Source organism: Ruminococcus turbiniformis (genome assembly GCF_020687545.1).
In the GTDB taxonomy this organism is placed as follows: Bacteria; Bacillota; Clostridia; order Lachnospirales; family Lachnospiraceae; genus Mediterraneibacter; species Mediterraneibacter turbiniformis.
Window position 1 is genome coordinate 26,352 of the sequence record NZ_JAJEQX010000030.1, and the last position, 18,789, is coordinate 45,140.

The 18,789-nt window shown below is 43.6% G+C and carries 16 protein-coding genes; 8 read left to right on the top strand and 8 right to left on the bottom strand.

What is annotated here, in order from left to right:
- Positions 1 to 139: 139 nt before the first annotated feature.
- From LKD70_RS14440 to dnaA, 7 genes are all read right to left on the bottom strand, one after another.
- Positions 140 to 349, bottom strand: a complete 210-nt coding sequence (locus LKD70_RS14440; protein WP_407690979.1) for a pro-sigmaK processing inhibitor BofA family protein — start codon at positions 347 to 349, stop codon at positions 140 to 142.
- Between the two features lie 195 nt (positions 350 to 544).
- Positions 545 to 3,046: a DNA gyrase subunit A gene (gene gyrA / locus LKD70_RS14445; RefSeq protein WP_227708628.1), complete on the bottom strand. Its 2,502-nt coding sequence runs from the start codon at positions 3,044 to 3,046 to the stop codon at positions 545 to 547.
- Between the two features lie 334 nt (positions 3,047 to 3,380).
- Entirely contained in the window at positions 3,381 to 5,318 is a 1,938-nt protein-coding gene (gene gyrB, locus LKD70_RS14450; RefSeq protein ID WP_227708629.1) for a DNA topoisomerase (ATP-hydrolyzing) subunit B, read from the bottom strand.
- A gap of 11 nt (positions 5,319 to 5,329) precedes the next feature.
- Complete coding sequence (gene recF, locus LKD70_RS14455; RefSeq protein ID WP_227708630.1) at positions 5,330 to 6,418, bottom strand: DNA replication/repair protein RecF; 1,089 nt, start codon at positions 6,416 to 6,418, stop codon at positions 5,330 to 5,332.
- Between the two features lie 66 nt (positions 6,419 to 6,484).
- Positions 6,485 to 6,700, bottom strand: a complete 216-nt coding sequence (locus LKD70_RS14460) for an RNA-binding S4 domain-containing protein (RefSeq protein ID WP_227708631.1) — start codon at positions 6,698 to 6,700, stop codon at positions 6,485 to 6,487.
- Positions 6,701 to 6,712: 12 nt separating this feature from the next.
- On the bottom strand, positions 6,713 to 7,822 hold the full coding sequence (gene dnaN / locus LKD70_RS14465) for a DNA polymerase III subunit beta (RefSeq protein WP_227708632.1): 1,110 nt from the start codon (positions 7,820 to 7,822) through the stop codon (positions 6,713 to 6,715).
- Between the two features lie 313 nt (positions 7,823 to 8,135).
- On the bottom strand, positions 8,136 to 9,506 hold the full coding sequence (dnaA, locus tag LKD70_RS14470; protein ID WP_227708633.1) for a chromosomal replication initiator protein DnaA: 1,371 nt from the start codon (positions 9,504 to 9,506) through the stop codon (positions 8,136 to 8,138).
- A gap of 425 nt (positions 9,507 to 9,931) precedes the next feature.
- Here dnaA and rpmH point away from each other — a divergent pair, with 425 nt between their 5' ends.
- The 8 genes from rpmH to rsmG all read left to right on the top strand — a co-directional run bounded on the left by rpmH (position 9,932) and on the right by rsmG (position 17,208).
- Positions 9,932 to 10,066 (top strand): 50S ribosomal protein L34, encoded by a 135-nt coding sequence (gene rpmH / locus LKD70_RS14475; protein WP_004613283.1) that lies wholly within the window; start codon positions 9,932 to 9,934, stop codon positions 10,064 to 10,066.
- A gap of 56 nt (positions 10,067 to 10,122) precedes the next feature.
- Positions 10,123 to 10,476, top strand: coding sequence for a ribonuclease P protein component (rnpA, locus tag LKD70_RS14480; RefSeq protein ID WP_227708634.1), 354 nt, complete (start codon positions 10,123 to 10,125; stop codon positions 10,474 to 10,476).
- 28 nt (positions 10,477 to 10,504) lie between these two features.
- Entirely contained in the window at positions 10,505 to 10,717 is a 213-nt protein-coding gene (gene yidD / locus LKD70_RS14485) for a membrane protein insertion efficiency factor YidD (protein ID WP_227708635.1), read from the top strand.
- A gap of 12 nt (positions 10,718 to 10,729) precedes the next feature.
- On the top strand, positions 10,730 to 12,082 hold the full coding sequence (locus LKD70_RS14490) for a YidC/Oxa1 family membrane protein insertase (protein ID WP_227708636.1): 1,353 nt from the start codon (positions 10,730 to 10,732) through the stop codon (positions 12,080 to 12,082).
- A 74-nt stretch (positions 12,083 to 12,156) separates the two neighbouring features.
- Positions 12,157 to 13,020: an RNA-binding cell elongation regulator Jag/EloR gene (jag, locus tag LKD70_RS14495; RefSeq protein ID WP_227708637.1), complete on the top strand. Its 864-nt coding sequence runs from the start codon at positions 12,157 to 12,159 to the stop codon at positions 13,018 to 13,020.
- 166 nt (positions 13,021 to 13,186) lie between these two features.
- Positions 13,187 to 14,569, top strand: a complete 1,383-nt coding sequence (gene mnmE, locus LKD70_RS14500; RefSeq protein WP_407690980.1) for a tRNA uridine-5-carboxymethylaminomethyl(34) synthesis GTPase MnmE — start codon at positions 13,187 to 13,189, stop codon at positions 14,567 to 14,569.
- Positions 14,535 to 16,424: a tRNA uridine-5-carboxymethylaminomethyl(34) synthesis enzyme MnmG gene (mnmG, locus tag LKD70_RS14505; protein ID WP_227708638.1), complete on the top strand. Its 1,890-nt coding sequence runs from the start codon at positions 14,535 to 14,537 to the stop codon at positions 16,422 to 16,424. Before mnmE ends, mnmG begins: the two co-directional genes overlap by 35 nt.
- A gap of 61 nt (positions 16,425 to 16,485) precedes the next feature.
- The gene (gene rsmG, locus LKD70_RS14510) at positions 16,486 to 17,208 is read left to right on the top strand and encodes a 16S rRNA (guanine(527)-N(7))-methyltransferase RsmG (protein WP_227708639.1); all 723 of its coding nucleotides are present in this window, start codon (positions 16,486 to 16,488) and stop codon (positions 17,206 to 17,208) included.
- Between the two features lie 143 nt (positions 17,209 to 17,351).
- Here the strand turns inward: rsmG and LKD70_RS14515 are convergent, their stop codons facing one another.
- A complete protein-coding gene (locus LKD70_RS14515; protein ID WP_227708640.1) occupies positions 17,352 to 18,314 on the bottom strand; it encodes an alpha/beta hydrolase in 963 nt (320 codons plus the stop codon).
- Positions 18,315 to 18,789 lie beyond the last annotated feature (475 nt).

An 18,789-nucleotide genomic window follows, 5' to 3' on the forward strand; every position in this document is an offset into this window, starting at 1 on the left:
ATTCCCGGCTTTACGATCCATCAGCATTCCCTCAAATGCTGAATCCGGCATGTGATGTCTGCCGTGTAAGACGCATTATAAACGGCGGATTTCATTTTGTCCAGAGCAAAAATAAAATCCGCCGTTTTTTGTAAAATTCTCACAAAATCTGATAACACATAATCCCGTAAAGAAGCCCTACTCCCGGAATTCCAAGACTTCCGGATGTCAAAAATGATAACGCATTCAAACCTACATTAATTGAAGAATCAGGCGGCAGCACATACTGATTAATAAAAAAAATCAGTGCCATCCCGATAAATGCGCGAATAAAAAAGTTGACTACAGCCGCCCCAATTTTCTTTCCCAAGTGTACCGCTTCCTTTCCGGACTTCTGATTCATTTTATTCCGAAATGGCCTTTTTTATTCTTTTTGCTCAAAGCAGAAGTTATCCACACTATACAACAAAAAGGGACAAAAAATGTGGATAAACTCATCGCTTATCCACACCTTTTCTACTCATTTTTTAATTATCCAAAAGTTATCCACACAGTTATCAACTTATCAACTGTTTTCCTCTTCTGATTCATCCATGATCTCAACCTGTTCTCCGTCGATTTCTGCCGATGCCTTTCTTACTTTTGCAACACTGGCCACTTTTTCATGTTCCGGAAGGTTGATAAGTTTTACACCGGAGGTAATTCTGCCGTATACAGAGATATCGGAGCATTTCATGCGGATAATGATTCCCTCTGTGTTGATAATCATGATCTCACTGTCTTCATCAACAGCCTTCATTCCGACAACATTTCCTGTCTTCTCTGTGATCTTATAGCATTTTACACCTTTTCCGCCACGGTTCTGTCTGGTGAATTCCTCCATGCTTGTCCTCTTGCCCATTCCCTTTTCAGATACGACAAGAAGATCTTTTCCCTGGCTGCTGATCTGCATTCCGATCACAACATCATTGTCTGTAAGATTCATTCCTCTCACACCCATGGAAACTCTGCCGGTAGAGCGGACGTCAGTCTCTTTGAATCTGATGCACTGTCCGTATTTTGTGACAAGCAGGATATCCTGTTCGTTGTCTGTCACTTTTACTTCGATCAGTCTGTCGTCTTCTCTTAAAGCAATTGCCGCAAGTCCCGTCTTTCTTACGTTTGCGTATTCCTGAATCGGAGTCTTCTTCACAAGGCCCTTCTCCGTTGCCATGAAGAGATATTTGCCCTCTTCATATTCATAGATCGGAATCATAGCCGTAATCTTTTCTTCCGGCATCAGCTGGAGAAGATTGATAATCGCGGTTCCTCTCGCGGTTCTTCCGGCTTCCGGAATTTCGTATCCTTTCATACGGTATACGCGCCCTGTATTTGTAAAGAACATAATATAATGGTGCGTCGTCGTTACAAACAGCTCCCGGATATAATCATCCTCAAGAGTCTGCATTCCCTTGATTCCTTTTCCGCCACGGTTCTGGCTCTTGAATGTATCCATGCTCATTCTCTTGATATACCCGAGATTTGTCATGGTGATTACAACATTCTCTCTCGGAATCAAATCTTCCATGGAAATATCGTATTCGTCGTAGCCGATGCGTGTTCTTCTGTCATCGCCGTATTTTTCCGAAATGACAAGAATTTCTTTTCTGATCACACCAAGAAGCAGTTTTCTGTCGGCAAGAATCGCCTTGTACTCCTCGATCTTTTTCATCAGTTCCGCATATTCTGCCTCGATCTTTTCTCTTTCCAGACCTGTCAGAGCTCTCAGACGCATATCCACAATCGCCTGAGCCTGAACATCTGTCAGTTCAAACCTCTCCATGAGTTCTGCCTTGGCGATCTGCACTGTCTTTGATCCGCGGATGATGCGGATTACTTCATCGATATTATCAAGAGCGATGAGCAGTCCCTGTAAAATATGAGCTCTCTCTTCTGCTTTATTCAGATCATATTTCGTTCTTCTTGTCACGACTTCTTCCTGATGCTGGAGATAATAGCTCAGCATGTCAAGAAGGTTCATGACTTTCGGCTGATTGTTGACAAGCGCAAGCATGATCACACCGAAGGTATCCTGAAGCTGCGTATGTTTATAGAGCTGATTGAGGATGACATTCGGATTGACATCTCTCCTGAGCTCGATGCAGATTCTCATTCCCTCGCGGCTTGACTGGTCGCTTAAATCTGTAATTCCGTCGATCTTCTTATCTCTGACAAGTTCAGCGATCTTCTCGATCAGTCTTGCCTTGTTCACCATAAACGGAAGCTCTGTCACAATGATTCTGTTCTTTCCGTTCTGCATGGGTTCGATGTTTGTGATCGCCCTTACTCTGATCTTTCCTCTTCCGGTCCGGTATGCTTCCTCAATTCCTCTCGTTCCGAGAATCTCCGCACCGGTCGGGAAATCAGGTCCCTTGATTATTTTCAGAATATCTTCTATCGTTGTCTCGCCGTTTTCCTCGATCTGGTCGTCAATGATTTTCACAACGGCGCCGATCACTTCTCTCAGATTATGAGGCGGGATGTTTGTCGCCATTCCGACGGCAATTCCCGATGTTCCGTTTACAAGAAGATTCGGAAACCTGGACGGAAGAACAGTCGGTTCTTTCTCCGTCTCATCGAAGTTTGGAGTAAAATCAACGGTATCTTTGTTGATGTCCGCTGTCATCTCCATGGATATTTTACTCAGGCGCGCCTCTGTGTAACGCATGGCCGCCGCGCCGTCCCCGTCCACAGAACCGAAATTTCCGTGTCCGTCCACGAGAGGATATCTTGTGGACCAGTCCTGAGCCAGATTTACCAGGGCTCCGTAAATAGAGCTGTCTCCATGGGGATGATATTTACCCATTGTATCACCGACGATACGCGCACATTTACGATGCGGTTTGTCGGGACCGTTGTTCAGTTCAATCATGGAATAGAGAATTCTTCTCTGCACAGGCTTCAAACCGTCTCTTACATCCGGAAGAGCACGGGCCGCGATTACACTCATCGCGTAATCGATATAAGAAGTCTCCATTGTTTTCTTCAGGTCGACCTCGTGAACTTTATCAAAAATATTATCTTCCATTGATTATCTCCTTCTTGCTGTATTAAGATACCCCTGCTCCTGTCTCCGGTTCAAAAAACTTCGTTTTCTCGCCGGGCGGCGGCTTCCGCTCCTGCCTCCAGTTCAAAAAACTTCGTTTTTTTCACCAAGCGGCGGCTTCCGCTCCTGCCTCAGTTCAAAAAACTTCGTTTTTTTCACCAAGCGGCGGCTTCCGCTCCTGCCTCAGTTCAAAAAACTTCGTTTTTTTCACTGGGTTGGCATTTCCAATGCCAACCTTGCCGCTCCCTCTGAGACAGAAATCCGGATAAATCCGATTTCTGCCTCACAGTGACCGCCCGACAGTCGCTGTAAATTGCTATATATCCAGGTTTTTGACATATTTTGCGTTTTCTTCGATAAATTCACGTCGCGGTTCTACTTTGTCCCCCATCAGTGTTGTGAAAGTGAGGTCAAGTTCGGATGAAGTCTCTTCATCCATAGTCACTTTGAGAAGAATTCTGTGCTCCGGATCCATAGTTGTCTCCCAGAGCTGTTCCGCATCCATCTCTCCCAGACCTTTATATCTCTGAATCTTATTATTGCTGTCTCTTCCAACTTCGAGAAGAATCTGATTCAGCTCTTCGTCGCTGTACGCATACCACACTTTTTTATTCTTCTCCAGTTTATACAGCGGCGGCTGCGCCAGATATACATAGCCCTCTTTGATCAGATCCGGCATAAAACGATAAAGGAATGTCAGAAGCAGCGTACTGATATGTGCGCCGTCCACATCGGCATCGGTCATGATGATAATTTTATGGTATCTCAGTTTTGAGATATCAAAATCTTCATGGATTCCAGTACCGAAGGCTGTAATCATTGCCTTGATCTCTGCATTTCCGTATATTTTGTCAAGTCTCGCCTTCTCCACGTTGAGGATTTTTCCTCTCAAAGGAAGGATCGCCTGAGTTGCCCTGTCTCTGGCAGTCTTTGCCGATCCGCCGGCGGAATCTCCCTCTACGATATAGATCTCGCAGTTTGCCGGATCTTTATCCGAACAGTCAGCAAGTTTTCCCGGGAGAGAAGTTCCCTCAAGAGCAGATTTTCTTCTTGTCAGATCTCTCGCTTTTCTCGCCGCTTCTCTTGCGCGCTGCGCCATGAGCGATTTTTCAACAGTGATCTTTGCAACATTCGGATTCTGCTCAAGGAAAATTTCCAGCTGATTGCTCAGCACACTGTTGACAGCGCCTCTCGCCTCGCTGTTTCCGAGCTTCTGTTTCGTCTGTCCCTCAAACTGCGGGTCCTCGATCTTGACACTGATGATAGCGGTCAGACCTTCCCTGATATCCTCGCCTGTAAGATTCGGCTCGCTGTCTTTCAGCAGCTTGTTCTTTCTGGCGTAATCATTGAACGTTTTTGTAAGGGCGCTTCGGAATCCCTCCACATGGGTTCCGCCTTCCGGCGTCGTAATATTATTTACAAATCCATACGTGTTGTCGCTGTAAGAGTCATTGTGCTGCATGGCAACTTCGACCGCAACACCGTCCTTCATTCCCTCGCAGTAAATAATCTGTTCATAGAGAGGTGTTTTGCTTCTGTTTAAGTAGGACACAAACTCCTTGATACCGCCCTCATAGTGGAACGTATGCTCGTGAAGTTCTTCTCCTCTCCAGTCTCTTAACACAATCCGGAGTCCCTTTGTAAGAAAAGCCATTTCTCTGAAACGCTGTTTCAGAGTATCATAGTCAAACACAGTGTCTTCAAATATCTCGCCATCCGGAAAAAACGTAACTTTTGTACCCGTCCGGTCCGCTTCACAGTCACCGACTATTTTCAGCTTATAGCATACTTTTCCTCTTTCGTATCTCTGCTTATATACTTTTCCCTCATGATAAATTTCTACTTCAAGCCACTCTGAAAGCGCATTTACAACAGATGCACCCACTCCGTGCAGCCCGCCGGATACTTTGTATCCCCCGCCGCCGAACTTTCCTCCGGCATGGAGAACAGTAAATACGACTTCCACCGCCGGCAGTCCCGACTTGTGATTGATTCCCACGGGGATTCCTCTTCCGTTGTCGCTCACTGTAACAGAATTGTCTTTGTTTATGTCTACCTGAATCTCGTCACAGTATCCTGCCAGCGCTTCGTCCACTGAATTGTCCACAATCTCATATACCAGATGATGAAGTCCTCTGGTGGAAGTGCTGCCGATATACATTCCCGGTCTTTTTCTTACCGCCTCCAGACCTTCCAGGATCTGGATCTGATCGGCTCCATATTCAGCGTCGAATTCTGTTCCTGATGCACCCATTTAATAACCTCCTAATTTGCGTTTACAACATGTCCGTTTCTGATGTGAAAGATCCTGTTGATCGAAAACCTGTGATTTACGAATTCATCCAGGCCGGTACATGTGATTATCGTCTGTATGTCATGAATCGTGTCCAGTAAATAGTTTTGCCGGTGTTTGTCCAGTTCAGACAGAACATCGTCAAGAAGAAGGATCGGAGTATCCTTTATCTCTTCTTTCACCAGTTCTATCTCAGAAAGCTTCAGGGAAAGCGCGGCAGTTCTCTGCTGTCCCTGTGAACCGAATTTTCTTATATCAATCCCGTTTCCCGCATTGAAGCATATGTCGTCTCTGTGCGGACCTACGGTCGTACTCTTCATGCGGATATCCCTTTCCCGGTATCTTCTCAGCGCCTCTTCCAGACTCATATTTCCGGTGCTCTCCTCATACGACAGAGAGATGCTTTCCCTTCCACCTGTCAGTTTGCTGTGTATACCGGAAATTATTTTGTTAATCTGTTCAATAAATTCTTTTCGTCTTTCCAGAATTTTCATCCCGTATGCTGCAAGCTGCATATCCCATATATCCAGAGTATCCACCAGATGATTCTGCGCATATATATCTTTGAGCAGGGAATTTCTTTGATTGATGACCCGATTATAGTTTGAAAGGTTGCTGAGATAAATTTTGTCAAGCTGTGAAAGTTCCAGATCAATAAATCTTCTTCTGCCGGAAGGTCCCTCTTTGATGATATTGAGATCCTCCGGAGAAAAAAACACAAAATTTACAATACCGAACAGCTCTCCCGCCCGTCTTATCGGAACTTTATCAATTGCAATCCCCTTGGGACTGTTCTTCTTCAGATGCATGTCGATCTGAAAGGTAACCCCTCTCTTTTCAACCGTCGTTTCAATATGGGATTCATCATAACCAAACTGTATGATATCTCTGTCTTTTGTTCCTCTGTGCGATTTTGTCGTTCCGGACAGATACAGAGCCTCGAGAATATTTGTCTTTCCCTGGGCATTGTCCCCGTACAGGATGTTGGTATCCGGATCAAAATTCAAGTCCAACAGATCGTAATTTCTGTAGTTTTTAAGCTTTAAAGATTTGATTACCATAACATTCCCATTTAACTTATTTTACACTTTTTTCCGCCCTTTTTCAATCTGATTCGCGGATTACGGCTATACTGTTATCTTAATCTCTCTCCCGTCATATGACGCGGTATCGTCTTTATAAAGCTTTCTTCCTCTGCGGACTTCCGTCTCACCGTTCACTTTTACAAGGCCTTCCTGAATCACTTCTTTCGCCTCTGCTCCGGACTCTACGAAACCGGCAGCTTTTAAAACCTGTCCGAGCCGGATGAATTCTTCTCCGGCTCTCAGCTGAAATATTTCCATTCTTCTTCTCCTCTATACCGCCGCGTTGAAATTTACAGGAAGAATCAGGTAAATATAACTCTGATCCTCATTCCTGATAAAGCACGGCGCCTTTGCGTTCATGAAATACAGATCCACTTCCTCATCGTCGATCACGCGCAGCGCATCGATTAAGAACTTCGGGTTAAACCCGATCAGAAGATCTTTTCCCTCCTTGATGCACATAATCACCTCATCCATGGAACCGACCTGTGAACGGATCTTAAGCTCCATGGACTCGTCCCTGATATCGATGATAATCGGCTTTTTGTCTCCCTCTTTGATCAGGAGAGTCGCCCTGTCGATACAGTCTAACAGTTCTCTTTTATTGATTCTGACTTTCGTCTCATAATCACTCGAGAGCATCTGATCGATCCTGAAATATTCTCCCTCGATCAGTCTTGACACAACAACCGTTCTGTCAAACTCAAACACAATATGATTTTTCGTAAATGAGATATCGACTTCGGCCTCCGCCTCGCCGCCGATAATCTTGCTGATCTCCTGAAGTGTCTTTCCCGGAACGATCACCTTCTTCGGAGCATAGGAATCCTTCAGTTCAATCCTGCGGATCGAAATTCTGTGTCCGTCGAGGGATACAACCTTCAGCGTATTGTCATCAATTTCAAAAAGCTCGCCAGTCATCATCTTGTTTGTATCGCTGTCCGCAATGGAGAAGATTGTCTGACGGATCACCTCTTTGAGAGTAAACTCGGAAACAGTGATAAAATCATCCTTTTCAATCACCGGAAGATAGGAAAAATCATCTCCGGGCTGGGAGGCAATATTGAATTTTGCTTTCTCACATGTGATCAGAGCCTGGTTTTCTCCCTGAGACTCGATGACGATTTCACTGTCCGGAAGTTTTCTGACAATCTCGGAAAAGATTCTGGCATTCAGTGCAAGGATTCCTCTCTCAATGATCTCTCCGTCGATCGACGTCTCGATTCCCAGTTCCATATCGTTGGCTGTCAGTCTGATCACATCGGTTGATGCATCGATCAGAATACATTCAAGGATCGGCATTGTTGTCTTGGACGGAACAGCCTTTGATACAATGCTCACTCCTTTTGAAAGATTTGATTTTGTACAGATGATCTTCATGAGATTAAGACTCCTTTCATTTTCAGGTGTGTGGATATCACAATCACACGCGCGGTAATGTATATTGGTATTAAATGGATTCCGTATCCGTATCCGTAGGGGCTGTGAATAAGTTAATAACTGCTTCAAAGCCTTGAAAAATAAGGGGTTGTCCAGTTGGATAAGTATGTTGGTTACGACTGGATGACGTGGGGACGATGTGGGGATAATCTCTGTGGCCTGAAAAAGGTTTTTGAGTTATTCACTGCTTTCCACACAGTATTCCATATGGTTTCAACATACTTATCAACATATAATGTGAGTTATGCCGCTTTTATATCGGATTGATCTTTTTCTTTATTATATTGACCGTGTTGTTGAGCGCTTCGTCCGTCTTTAAGTCCTGCTCGATTTTCTTCACTCCGTGGTTGATGGAAGAGTGGTCCCTTCCTCCGAGGAGGATTCCGACGGCCTTCTGGGTTGTGTCAGTCAGAGTCATGCAGAGATACATGACAATCTGTCTGGGAAGTACAATCTCGGCATTTCTCTTTTTGCTCTTAAGCTCCGAGATCGGAATATTAAAGTGTTCTGATACAATATCTATAATCAGTTCCGGAGTAACCGCACGGTTGTTGTCCGGAGAGATCATGTCTTTTAACGCCTCCGCAGCCAGAGGAATGTCGATGGGACGGTTCTCAAGGTTGGAGAGGGCGATCAGTTTGTTTAACGAGCCTTCAAGTTCACGGATGTTGGACTTGATATTGTTGGCTATGTACTGCATGACGTCATCCGGAATGTGATAACGGTCGAGTCCGTCAAGTTCTTCCTTCTTTCTTAAGATCGCCATTCTTGTCTCATAGTCCGGAGCAGATATATCCGCGATCAGGCCCCACTCGAACCTTGTACGGAGCCTTGCCTCAAGAGTCTCGATATCCTTCGGCGGTTTATCACTGGAGATAATAATCTGCTTGCCGGAAACATGGAGATGGTTGAACGTATGGAAAAACTCTTCCTGTGTACTCTCTTTTCCTATAATAAACTGAATATCGTCAATGAGAAGTACATCATTGTTTCTGTATTTCTCACGGAACTTGGTCATTGCGAGTTCACTGCCTGTCTTACCGGATTTCAGAGCGTCGATCAGCTCATTGGTAAACGTCTCGCTTGTAACATAAAGCACCTGTTTGGAAGGATCATTCTCCAGGATGTAGTGGGCGATGGAGTGCATAAGGTGCGTCTTTCCAAGTCCCACGCCTCCGTATATAAAAAGAGGATTGTAGATCTCTCCCGGAGACTCTGCGACTGCAAGAGAGGCAGCGTGCGCAAAGTTGTTGTTGCTTCCTACCACAAAGGTGTCGAATGTGTACTTTGGATTCAGGTTTGCTTTTTCATAGATGGCATTGACTTTGTTTTTACGGAGAATATTATTCTTTTTCTCCTGAATGACAGCGTCATTGTCCGTGACAAAAGCAACTTCATATTCAATGCCTGTCACTTCCGCAATGCAGACTTTAAAAGGAAGAAGATATTTTTCTTCAATATGTTCAAGGCTCGCCCTTAATTTCACAAGAATATAGACTGTATCATCTTTTACTTCATATACAGTCAGAGGGGCGATCCATGTATTATAAGAAATATTGGATGAGCAGTATTCCAGCTTCATCTTGTTTAATATCTGGTCCCAGTTTTGTTCTACAATGTTCATCGAAAGTAACTCCTAATCAATAGAATAGAGATATTTAGGCAAAATATCTCTCCTACATTCTACATCAAAAATTATTGTGAATCAACGGAAAATAATGTGTATAACTTTATCAACAGCTTCAAATGCTGTTAAATTAAGCCCATACAGAGTATGAAAAATAATTATCCACTGCCTGTTATCAGGTTATACAGCAGTTATCAACATAGTTTTGCAGTTATACACATGATGAGGAGAAGGGCTGAGAGATATGCGGACCGGCATTTCTGCAAATTAATATGGAAAACCCCTGATTTTGCTTGACTTCTCACTTTTTTTTCACTATAATAAAGTGCGGTGTCTTCTGAGTGAAAGACAGGTAAAAAAATGTTAATCATTGTGAATACTTTCTTTATAAAGTATATCAGACAAAGGGAGGTGTACAGGGGATGAAGATGACATTTCAGCCGAAAAAGAGATCAAGATCTAAGGTGCATGGATTCAGAGCAAGAATGAGCACAGCAGGCGGAAGAAAAGTATTAGCTGCCAGAAGAGCAAAAGGAAGAAAACAGTTATCAGCTTAGGCCGCAGATTTGTGGCCTTTTCTTCTATTCAATAATAGTTGAGGAACAGGTTGAGAATGAAATTTTCCGAATCTTTAAAGAAGAATAAAGATTTCCAGAATGTCTATAAAAACGGAAGATCCCTTGCAAACAGTTATCTCGTAATGTATATTCTTAAAAATGATCTTGAAAAAAACAGGCTTGGGATCTCAGTCAGCAAAAAAGTCGGAAACAGTGTTGTCAGGCATCATCTGACGAGACTGATCAGAGAAAGCTACAGAATATCGGAAGAACATTTCCAGAGTGGACACGATATAGTTGTAATAGCAAGAACGAGTGCGAAAGATAAAAATTATCATGAGATTGAGAGTGCTCTGATCCACCTCGGAAAACTTCATAAGATATATAATAAGGAACAGATTCATTCATAGAGACGTTCCGGTTAAAGGAAGTGGCGCGATGAAAAGGATTATGTTATGGATGATCCGGTTTTACAGAAAATATTTATCCGGTATGAAAGGATACAGTACATGCAAGTATTATCCCACCTGCTCTCAGTACGGGCTTGAAGCGATTGAAAAGTACGGTGCCTTAAAGGGCGGCTTGCTCACTGTATGGAGAATCCTGCGCTGCAATCCATTTTCAAAAGGCGGATATGATCCGGTACCCTAAGGAGGATAAGAAATGGAAACTTATGGACTTTTAGCTGCTGGAATTTATGACTGGCCGATTATAAAGCAGATATCCTGGCTGCTCGGACAGGTCATGAACGGAATCTATAATATGATGAGTGCGATCGGGATACAGAATATCGGTATCTGTATCATCATTTTCACAGTCATTGTCTATACGATTCTGCTTCCACTTACTATTAAACAGCAGAAATTTTCCAAATTGACGGCAGTAATACAGCCTGAAGTACAGAAAATCCAGAAAAAGTACGCGAACAAACGTGACCAGGTATCTCTTCAGAAGCAGCAGGAAGAGGTCAATATGGTTTATGAGAAGTACGGAGTCAAGATGTCGAGCGGATGTCTCCCATCCTTATTCCAGATTCTCATTCTGTTCGGTCTCTATCCGGTAGTACAGAATATTCCGAGATATGTAACACAGGTAAGAGAAGTGTACATGCCTCTTGTAAATGAACTGCAGTCCATCTCAGGATCACAGGAGATCCTTGAGAAAATAGGAGAAGCAAGCCCGGTTCTTATGAGTCCGAGCGCTTACGACTATTCAAATGCAAATGTAATTGCAGAAGTTCTGTATAAGTTTCAGAATTCCACATGGAATACTCTGACCGAACAGATCCCTCAGGTAAAAGAACTTGCTCAGACTACAATAAACCAGGTAGGCGAACTTAACAACTTCCTTGGTATCGATATCGGAGCGCATCCGTGGAATCTTCTGACAGATGCTTTTGCAGCGGCTTCAATCGGCGGAATTATTCTTGCGATTCTGATCCCGGTACTTGCAGGTCTGACACAGTTCATCAGTGTAAAGCTTTCCCAGATGGGGGCATCAGGAGCGGCACTCAACGATAAGGACAATCCGATGGCAAGCTCTATGAAGACGATGACTTATACAATGCCGCTGATTTCAGTTTTCTTCGGTTTCACTCTTCCGGCCGGTCTTGGTCTTTACTGGATTGCCAGTGCGGCGGTGCGAAGCGTACAGCAGCTTGCGGTAAATAAATATCTGAGAACAAAGAGCGTTGAGGCACTGATTGAGGAAAATCAGAAAAAGGCACAGAAGAAGCGCGAGAAAAAAGGAACTCCGGCAAAAGAGATCAATAAGATGGCTACTACAAGTACAAGAAATGTAGGAAACACAACAAAGACCGGAAAAGATAAAACAGATGCCGCGAAGGAAGAAAAAATAAGGAAAGCTCAGGAGCTTGCGCAGAATGCAAGACCCGGAAGTCTTACCTCAAAGGCAAATCTCGTGAGCCGTTATAACAGTGGTCAGAAGACAGAACTTCCTGTGCAGGAAGAAAGCGGAGAAGATAATTCCGAAAAAGGAAAGAAAAAGAAAAAATAGAAAAGTGAAAAATAGATTGTCTGTCCTATTGCAGCCCGTTTTACGGACTGCATATGAGAAAGGAAGGAATGGGTATGAAAGGCAGTATCAGAGTATCAGCAAAGACATTAGACGATGCGATCACTGAGGCATTGATCCAGCTTGGTGTTACAAGTGACAGACTGGAATATGAAGTAATCGAGAAAGGAAGCGCGGGTTTTCTCGGTATTGGAGCAAAGCAGGCTGTCATAGAGGCCTGGAGAAAAGAAGAGAAAAAAGAAGAGATTCTGAAAGAGGCTGAGCCGGTTGTTGAAGAAAAACCGGAGAAGAAGGAAGAAAAAGCCGAAGAGAGAAAGCCTGAAAAAGAGAAGCCGGCCCGCTATGATAAGAAGAAAAAAGAGAAAAAGGATTCCGCAAAGCCGGCAAAGGAGAAGGCTGAGAAAAAGTCTCCGGAGACAGAGGAAGAAGTTCCTGAAAAGGAAAAACAGGTTCTTGCAAAAGTGGAAGATCAGACGATCCAGGCGGTAGAGCAGTTTATAAAAGACACTCTGAAGGCGATGGATATGGAGGTGGAGATTACCACATCTATCGATGAGGACGGCGCTCTCTGTGTTGATATGAAAGGTGAGCATATGGGAATCCTGATCGGAAAGAGAGGGCAGACGCTCGACTCACTTCAGTATCTCGCAAACCGTGTGGCGAACAAGCATCAGGACGGATATGTAAGAGTCAAGCTTGACACTGAGAATTACCGGGAAAGAAGAGAAGAAACTCTGAATCACCTTGCAAAGAATATCGCTCATAAGGTAAAGAGAAACAGAAGACCGGTTATTCTTGAACCGATGAATCCATATGAGAGAAGAATTATCCATTCCGCTCTGCAGTCAGATCCTTATGTGACGACACACAGCGAAGGAGAAGAGCCTTACAGAAAAGTGGTAGTCACATTAAAGAGATAAAGAAAAGGGCAGTCGAAGAGGAATGAATCTCAGACAATGAAGCGAAAGGACGTTTGGCGCTTCACGGATACTTTCGTGAAGACGAAAACGTCCTTTTTAATATCATCTTTAGTATCATCCCGTATGTGAAAACTGTTACAGAGCGGTTTCATCCCGCAGCGGGAGAATGGAGATCAGAATGAAGAGAGAGACGATAGCAGCCATATCTACGGGTATGACAAATTCCGGTATCGGGATTGTGAGAATATCAGGAGAGGAAGCGTTTTCTGTTGCGGACCGTGTTTTCATGGGAAAAGAGAAACTCTCAGATGTGAAAAGCCACACGATTCATTACGGGCATATAAAGGACGGGGAAGACACTGTGGATGAAGTCCTTGTGATGGCCATGCGCGGGCCGCGGACTTTCACCGGGGAAGATACCGTCGAGATTAACTGTCACGGCGGAACGTTTGTGGTGAAGCGGGTGCTGGAGACTGTTCTGAAAAACGGTGCCAGAGCCGCGGAACCGGGAGAATTTACAAAGAGGGCGTTTCTGAACGGTAAGATGGATCTTTCTCAGGCAGAGGCTGTGATCGATGTGATTAATTCGGAAAATGAATACGCTCTGAAAAGTTCTCTGAATCAGTTAAAGGGCAGTGTAAGAAATAAAATAACCGATATCAGAAACCGGATTCTGTACAACACTGCATATATAGAGAGCGCACTCGATGACCCGGAACATATAAGTCTTGAAGGATTCTCATCAGAGCTTGAAAAGACGACTGCCGGGATCAGGAACGAGCTGTCTGAACTGATTCGCTCTGCGGACGATGGACGTATCATAAAAGAGGGGATTAACACCGTGATTCTCGGAAAGCCGAATGCTGGAAAATCATCCCTTCTCAATGTGCTCTCGGGTTATGAGAGAGCGATCGTTACTGATATAGAAGGCACTACGAGAGATATTCTGGAAGAGCAGATCAGTCTGGGAGGCTTAAGCCTGAATGTAATCGATACTGCCGGAATACGCAGGACAGACGACGTCATAGAACGGATCGGAGTGGAGCGGGCCGCTGAGTATGCGGAAAGGGCGGATCTCATCATATATGTGGTAGATGCGTCGAGAAAACTGGACGAAAATGATGAAAAAATATTTTCAATGATATATGATAAGAATACAATTATTCTCCTGAACAAATCAGATCTTGACACTGTAATTTCCGCAGAAGAGATCAAAGAAAGAGCGGGAAATATCCCCGTAATCTCTGTCTCTGCGAAGGAGGAACAGGGAATCCGGGATCTGGAAGAGCAGATTAAGAGTATGTTTTTTAAAGGGGATGTTTCTTTTAATGATCAGGTGTATATCTCCAATGTAAGGCAGAAAAATGCGCTGATCGACGCCAGGGAGAGTATGGAGAAGGTATTGGAAAGTATAGAGAACGGGATGCCGGAAGACTTTTATTCCATTGATCTTATGGATGCATATGAGTCGCTTGGCAGCATCACCGGTGAATCGGTAGGAGAAGATTTGGTAAATGAAATATTCAGCAGATTCTGTATGGGAAAATAAAGATGAGTATGATATCGCGGTAGTGGGAGCCGGACACGCGGGTTGTGAAGCAGCTCTTGCCGCTGCAAGGCTTGGATTTCGGACTGTTATGTTTACAGTCAGTGTGGACAGCATTGCGCTGATGCCGTGCAATCCGAATATCGGCGGAAGCTCGAAGGGACATCTCGTGCGGGAGGTGGACGCTCTTGGCGGCGAGATGGGAAAGGTGATAGACCGGACATTTATTCAGTCGAAGATGCTCAACAAGTCAAAGGGTCCGGCAGTCCACTCGCTCAGAGCACAGGCTGACAAGGCGGATTACAGCAGAGAGATGCGCAGAGTGCTTGAAAACCAGGAAAACCTGGATATCCGTCAGATGGAAGTGACGGATATTCTTGCAGATCACGGAAAGGTAACAGGCGTGCAGACGTATTCCGGCGCCATATACCGCGTAAAAGCCGTCGTACTCTGCACGGGAACCTATCTGAAGGCAAGATGCATCTACGGCGACGTGAGCACGAATACGGGGCCGAACGGACTTCAAAGCGCCAATTATCTGACGGAGAGTCTGAAAGCTCTCGGAATAGAGATGTACAGATTCAAGACAGGGACGCCGGCGAGAATCGACAGGAACTCTGTGGATTTCAGCAAAATGGAGGAACAGAAAGGCGATGAGAGAGTCGTTCCATTCTCTTTCACCACAGATCCGGAAGATGTGCAGATCGATCAGGTATCATGCTGGCTGACGTACACGAACGAGAAGACGCACGAAATCATAAGAGCAAATCTGGACCGGTCTCCGCTTTTCTCAGGTGCGATCGAGGGGACAGGGCCGAGATACTGTCCGTCTATTGAAGATAAGGTTGTGAAATTTCCGGACAGGGACAGACATCAGGTATTTATTGAGCCGGAGGGGCTTCATACAAACGAAATGTATGTGGGAGGAATGTCAAGCTCTCTTCCAGAAGACGTACAGTATGCAATGTACAGAAGTGTGCCCGGGCTGGAGCATGCAAAGATCGTGAGAAATGCGTATGCCATTGAGTACGACTGTATCGATGCGAGGCAGCTTAAAAGCACACTGGAATTTAAAAAGATCGAGGGACTTTTCAGCGGCGGCCAGTTTAACGGAAGTTCGGGATATGAGGAGGCGGCAGCCCAGGGACTGATCGCAGGAATCAATGCCGCGAGAAAACTCCAGGGAAAAGAAGGGATTGTCATAGACCGGTCGCAGGGATATATCGGCGTTCTGATCGATGATCTTGTGACAAAGGAAAGCCACGAGCCTTACCGGATGATGACCTCAAGGGCGGAATACAGGCTGCTTTTGAGACAGGATAACGCTGACTTAAGGCTGACAAAGATCGGTTATGAGATCGGCCTTATAAGCAGAGAAAGGTATGAAAAACTGCTTGAAAAAGAGAAGATGATCGAAGAGGAGATCAGGAGGGCAGAGCATACAAACATCGGAACATCCCCTGAAGTACAGTCGCTTCTTCAGTCGCTTGGAAGTACGCCGCTTACGTCCGGAACAACGCTTGCTGAACTGATCCGGCGTCCGGAGCTTTCTTATGAAAAGCTGGCGCAGATAGATAAAAACCGCGTTGATCTTCCGTATGATGTCATAGAACAGGTTGATATCAATATCAAGTATGACGGATATATCAAACGGCAGATGCGGCAGGTAGAACAGTTCAAAAAGATGGAAAACAGGAAAATTCCGGATGATATCAACTATGATGAGGTGAAGAGCTTGAGAATCGAGGCAAAGCAGAAGCTCAATCAGATCCGGCCCTCATCAATCGGACAGGCTTCGAGAATATCAGGTGTTTCCCCTGCGGATATATCGGTTCTTCTTGTGTATCTGAAATCATAAATACCTGAAAGATAATTGAAAAAACAGAGTAAGCGGAAACTATACTTAGAGGGAGAAAAGCATGGCCGAAGAAAAGTCTTTATTTGAAAAAGAGCTGGAAAATCTGGGGATCACGCTGACGGAGAGACAGAAAGAGCAGTTTGACCGGTATTATGAGATGCTCACAGAGTGGAACAGAGTTATGAATCTTACCGGAATCACAGACTATGATGAAGTGAATTTAAAACATTTCACAGACAGTCTTACAATTGTAAGAATAAAAAATGTGAATGAGATATCCACACTGATCGACGTGGGAACCGGAGCAGGTTTTCCGGGAATACCGATTAAAATTGTCTTTCCTCATATAAAGGTGGTACTTCTCGATTCTCTGAATAAGAGAATACGCTTTTTAAATGCAGTTGCAGAAGAACTGAATCTGGAAAATGTGGAGACCCTTCACGGACGGGCGGAAGATTTTGCCAGAAAGAAAGAGTACAGAGAGCGGTTTGATCTGTGTGTATCCCGGGCTGTTGCAAACTTATCCACACTCAGCGAATATTGTCTTCCGTTTGTGAACAAGGGAGGAAGTTTTGTCTCTTATAAGGGGAGTATTTCCGACGAAGAACTTCATGATTCAAAGAGAGCGGTAGAAATTCTCGGCGGAAAAATCGTAAAGTGTGATAAGTTCATGCTTGGAGATACGGATAACAGAAGGACGCTTCTGGAAATAGAAAAAGTAAAAAACACACCCGGAAAATATCCGAGAAAAGCGGGAGTACCGTCAAAAGAGCCTATCATGTGATGTGTAAGATTTTGCGTAATGTGCGTATCTGTATAAAAAGAGATTTTCTATAATGGGAGAAAAAAGTCCACAAAAGGCCCCGTCAGAGTATAACTCAGACGGGGGTCATTTTTATAATTATAAATAATTACTACTTGAAATAATTACTCTGCTTCGGAAAAGAGTATCTTTATCTGTTCAACAAATTCAGCGGGTTTTTCTACATGCGGAATCTGCTTTGTGTTATCTATTCCCACGATTTCAATGGAAGGAAGATAATTCTGATACTGATTTGCAGACAGTATATTTTCCGGATTCGAATTGCCTGTAATGATAAATATACTGTTGGTAAGTTTGTTGAGACAGAATGTTATATTTGCATTTGTAAATCTGGACTTCAAACACGCATAGAGATATTTGGAATGTGACTTATCCATGTGTGATGCCTCAAAGCATGTCAATATATCCTTTTCATTTACTTCGTTCTGGTTATAGAAGTATTTTGATACAAAACTCTGATGTATTGTCTTTTTGTTTACTTTCATATTGTAGACGAACGTACCAAAAACAGGCATAGACAAAAAGTATTTTACCATCTTTGATCTTTTTGTCGGTGATTTTGCAAGTGATACGAGATTTTGAGGATTTATCATGGCTACCCGGTTTATAATTGTATCATCATTTGCGCAGGCCATAAGAACAAAAGGTGATGAATCACCGGATACGATAACATCTGTCTTTTCCTTGATAATATCCTTTATAAAATCAGTAATCATCTGTACATACAAGAAATTGGTATATGTGAGCAGCGGGTGATCAGAACAGCCGCATCCAAGCAGATCAAGCGTATAAACTGTGTTTGATCTGGAAAGTTCGTCTTCAACACGGTTCCATTCGTGTGACGATGCACAGACATTGAGATTATGGATAAGAAGAAGAGGAGCACCTGTTCCTTTCTTTTTATATGATATTTTTCCAAATCTCCAGTCATAAGAGTTGTATTCAGAGGCATGAAGATAATCATCCGCTGTTGCCAGGTAGGAAAACAGACGATTTACGACATGCATTGTTCCTACTGCAGTTCCGCAAAATATTGATAAAAAAGTAATTTTCCTTTTCCAACTCATATAAGACCACCTGTTTTTAATATTTGTTAAAGTCAGAAAATAGAAAACTATTGTGTCTGACATTACTTATTTTTTATTATACTACATGGACATGGCCAATTCAAGAAACGGTTCAAATCTTTAGCATAGCCTTAAAACTTCAATTACTGAAAGTGGATAACGACACATTTCGGAATTATAAGATGTTGACATGATCTTAGACAGGTACTGACTTTGGCTCGTTTCCAGTAAAAATAAATGTTTCACGTGAAACATTGAAAACTACTTTCACACTGCAGCGGAAAGTGTATCGTAAATATACACTGAAAATAAAAAAAGATTTATATAAAAAAACATGTTTCACGTGAAAGTTAGTGTATAATTATTATTGGCAAAGATAGGAATTCTTCCTAAATAAAAAGGGAAGCAGAGAAAATCCCTACTTCCCAATCATACAGTTTTTCTTTATGATGTTAGTTGCGAAATAAAACACGTA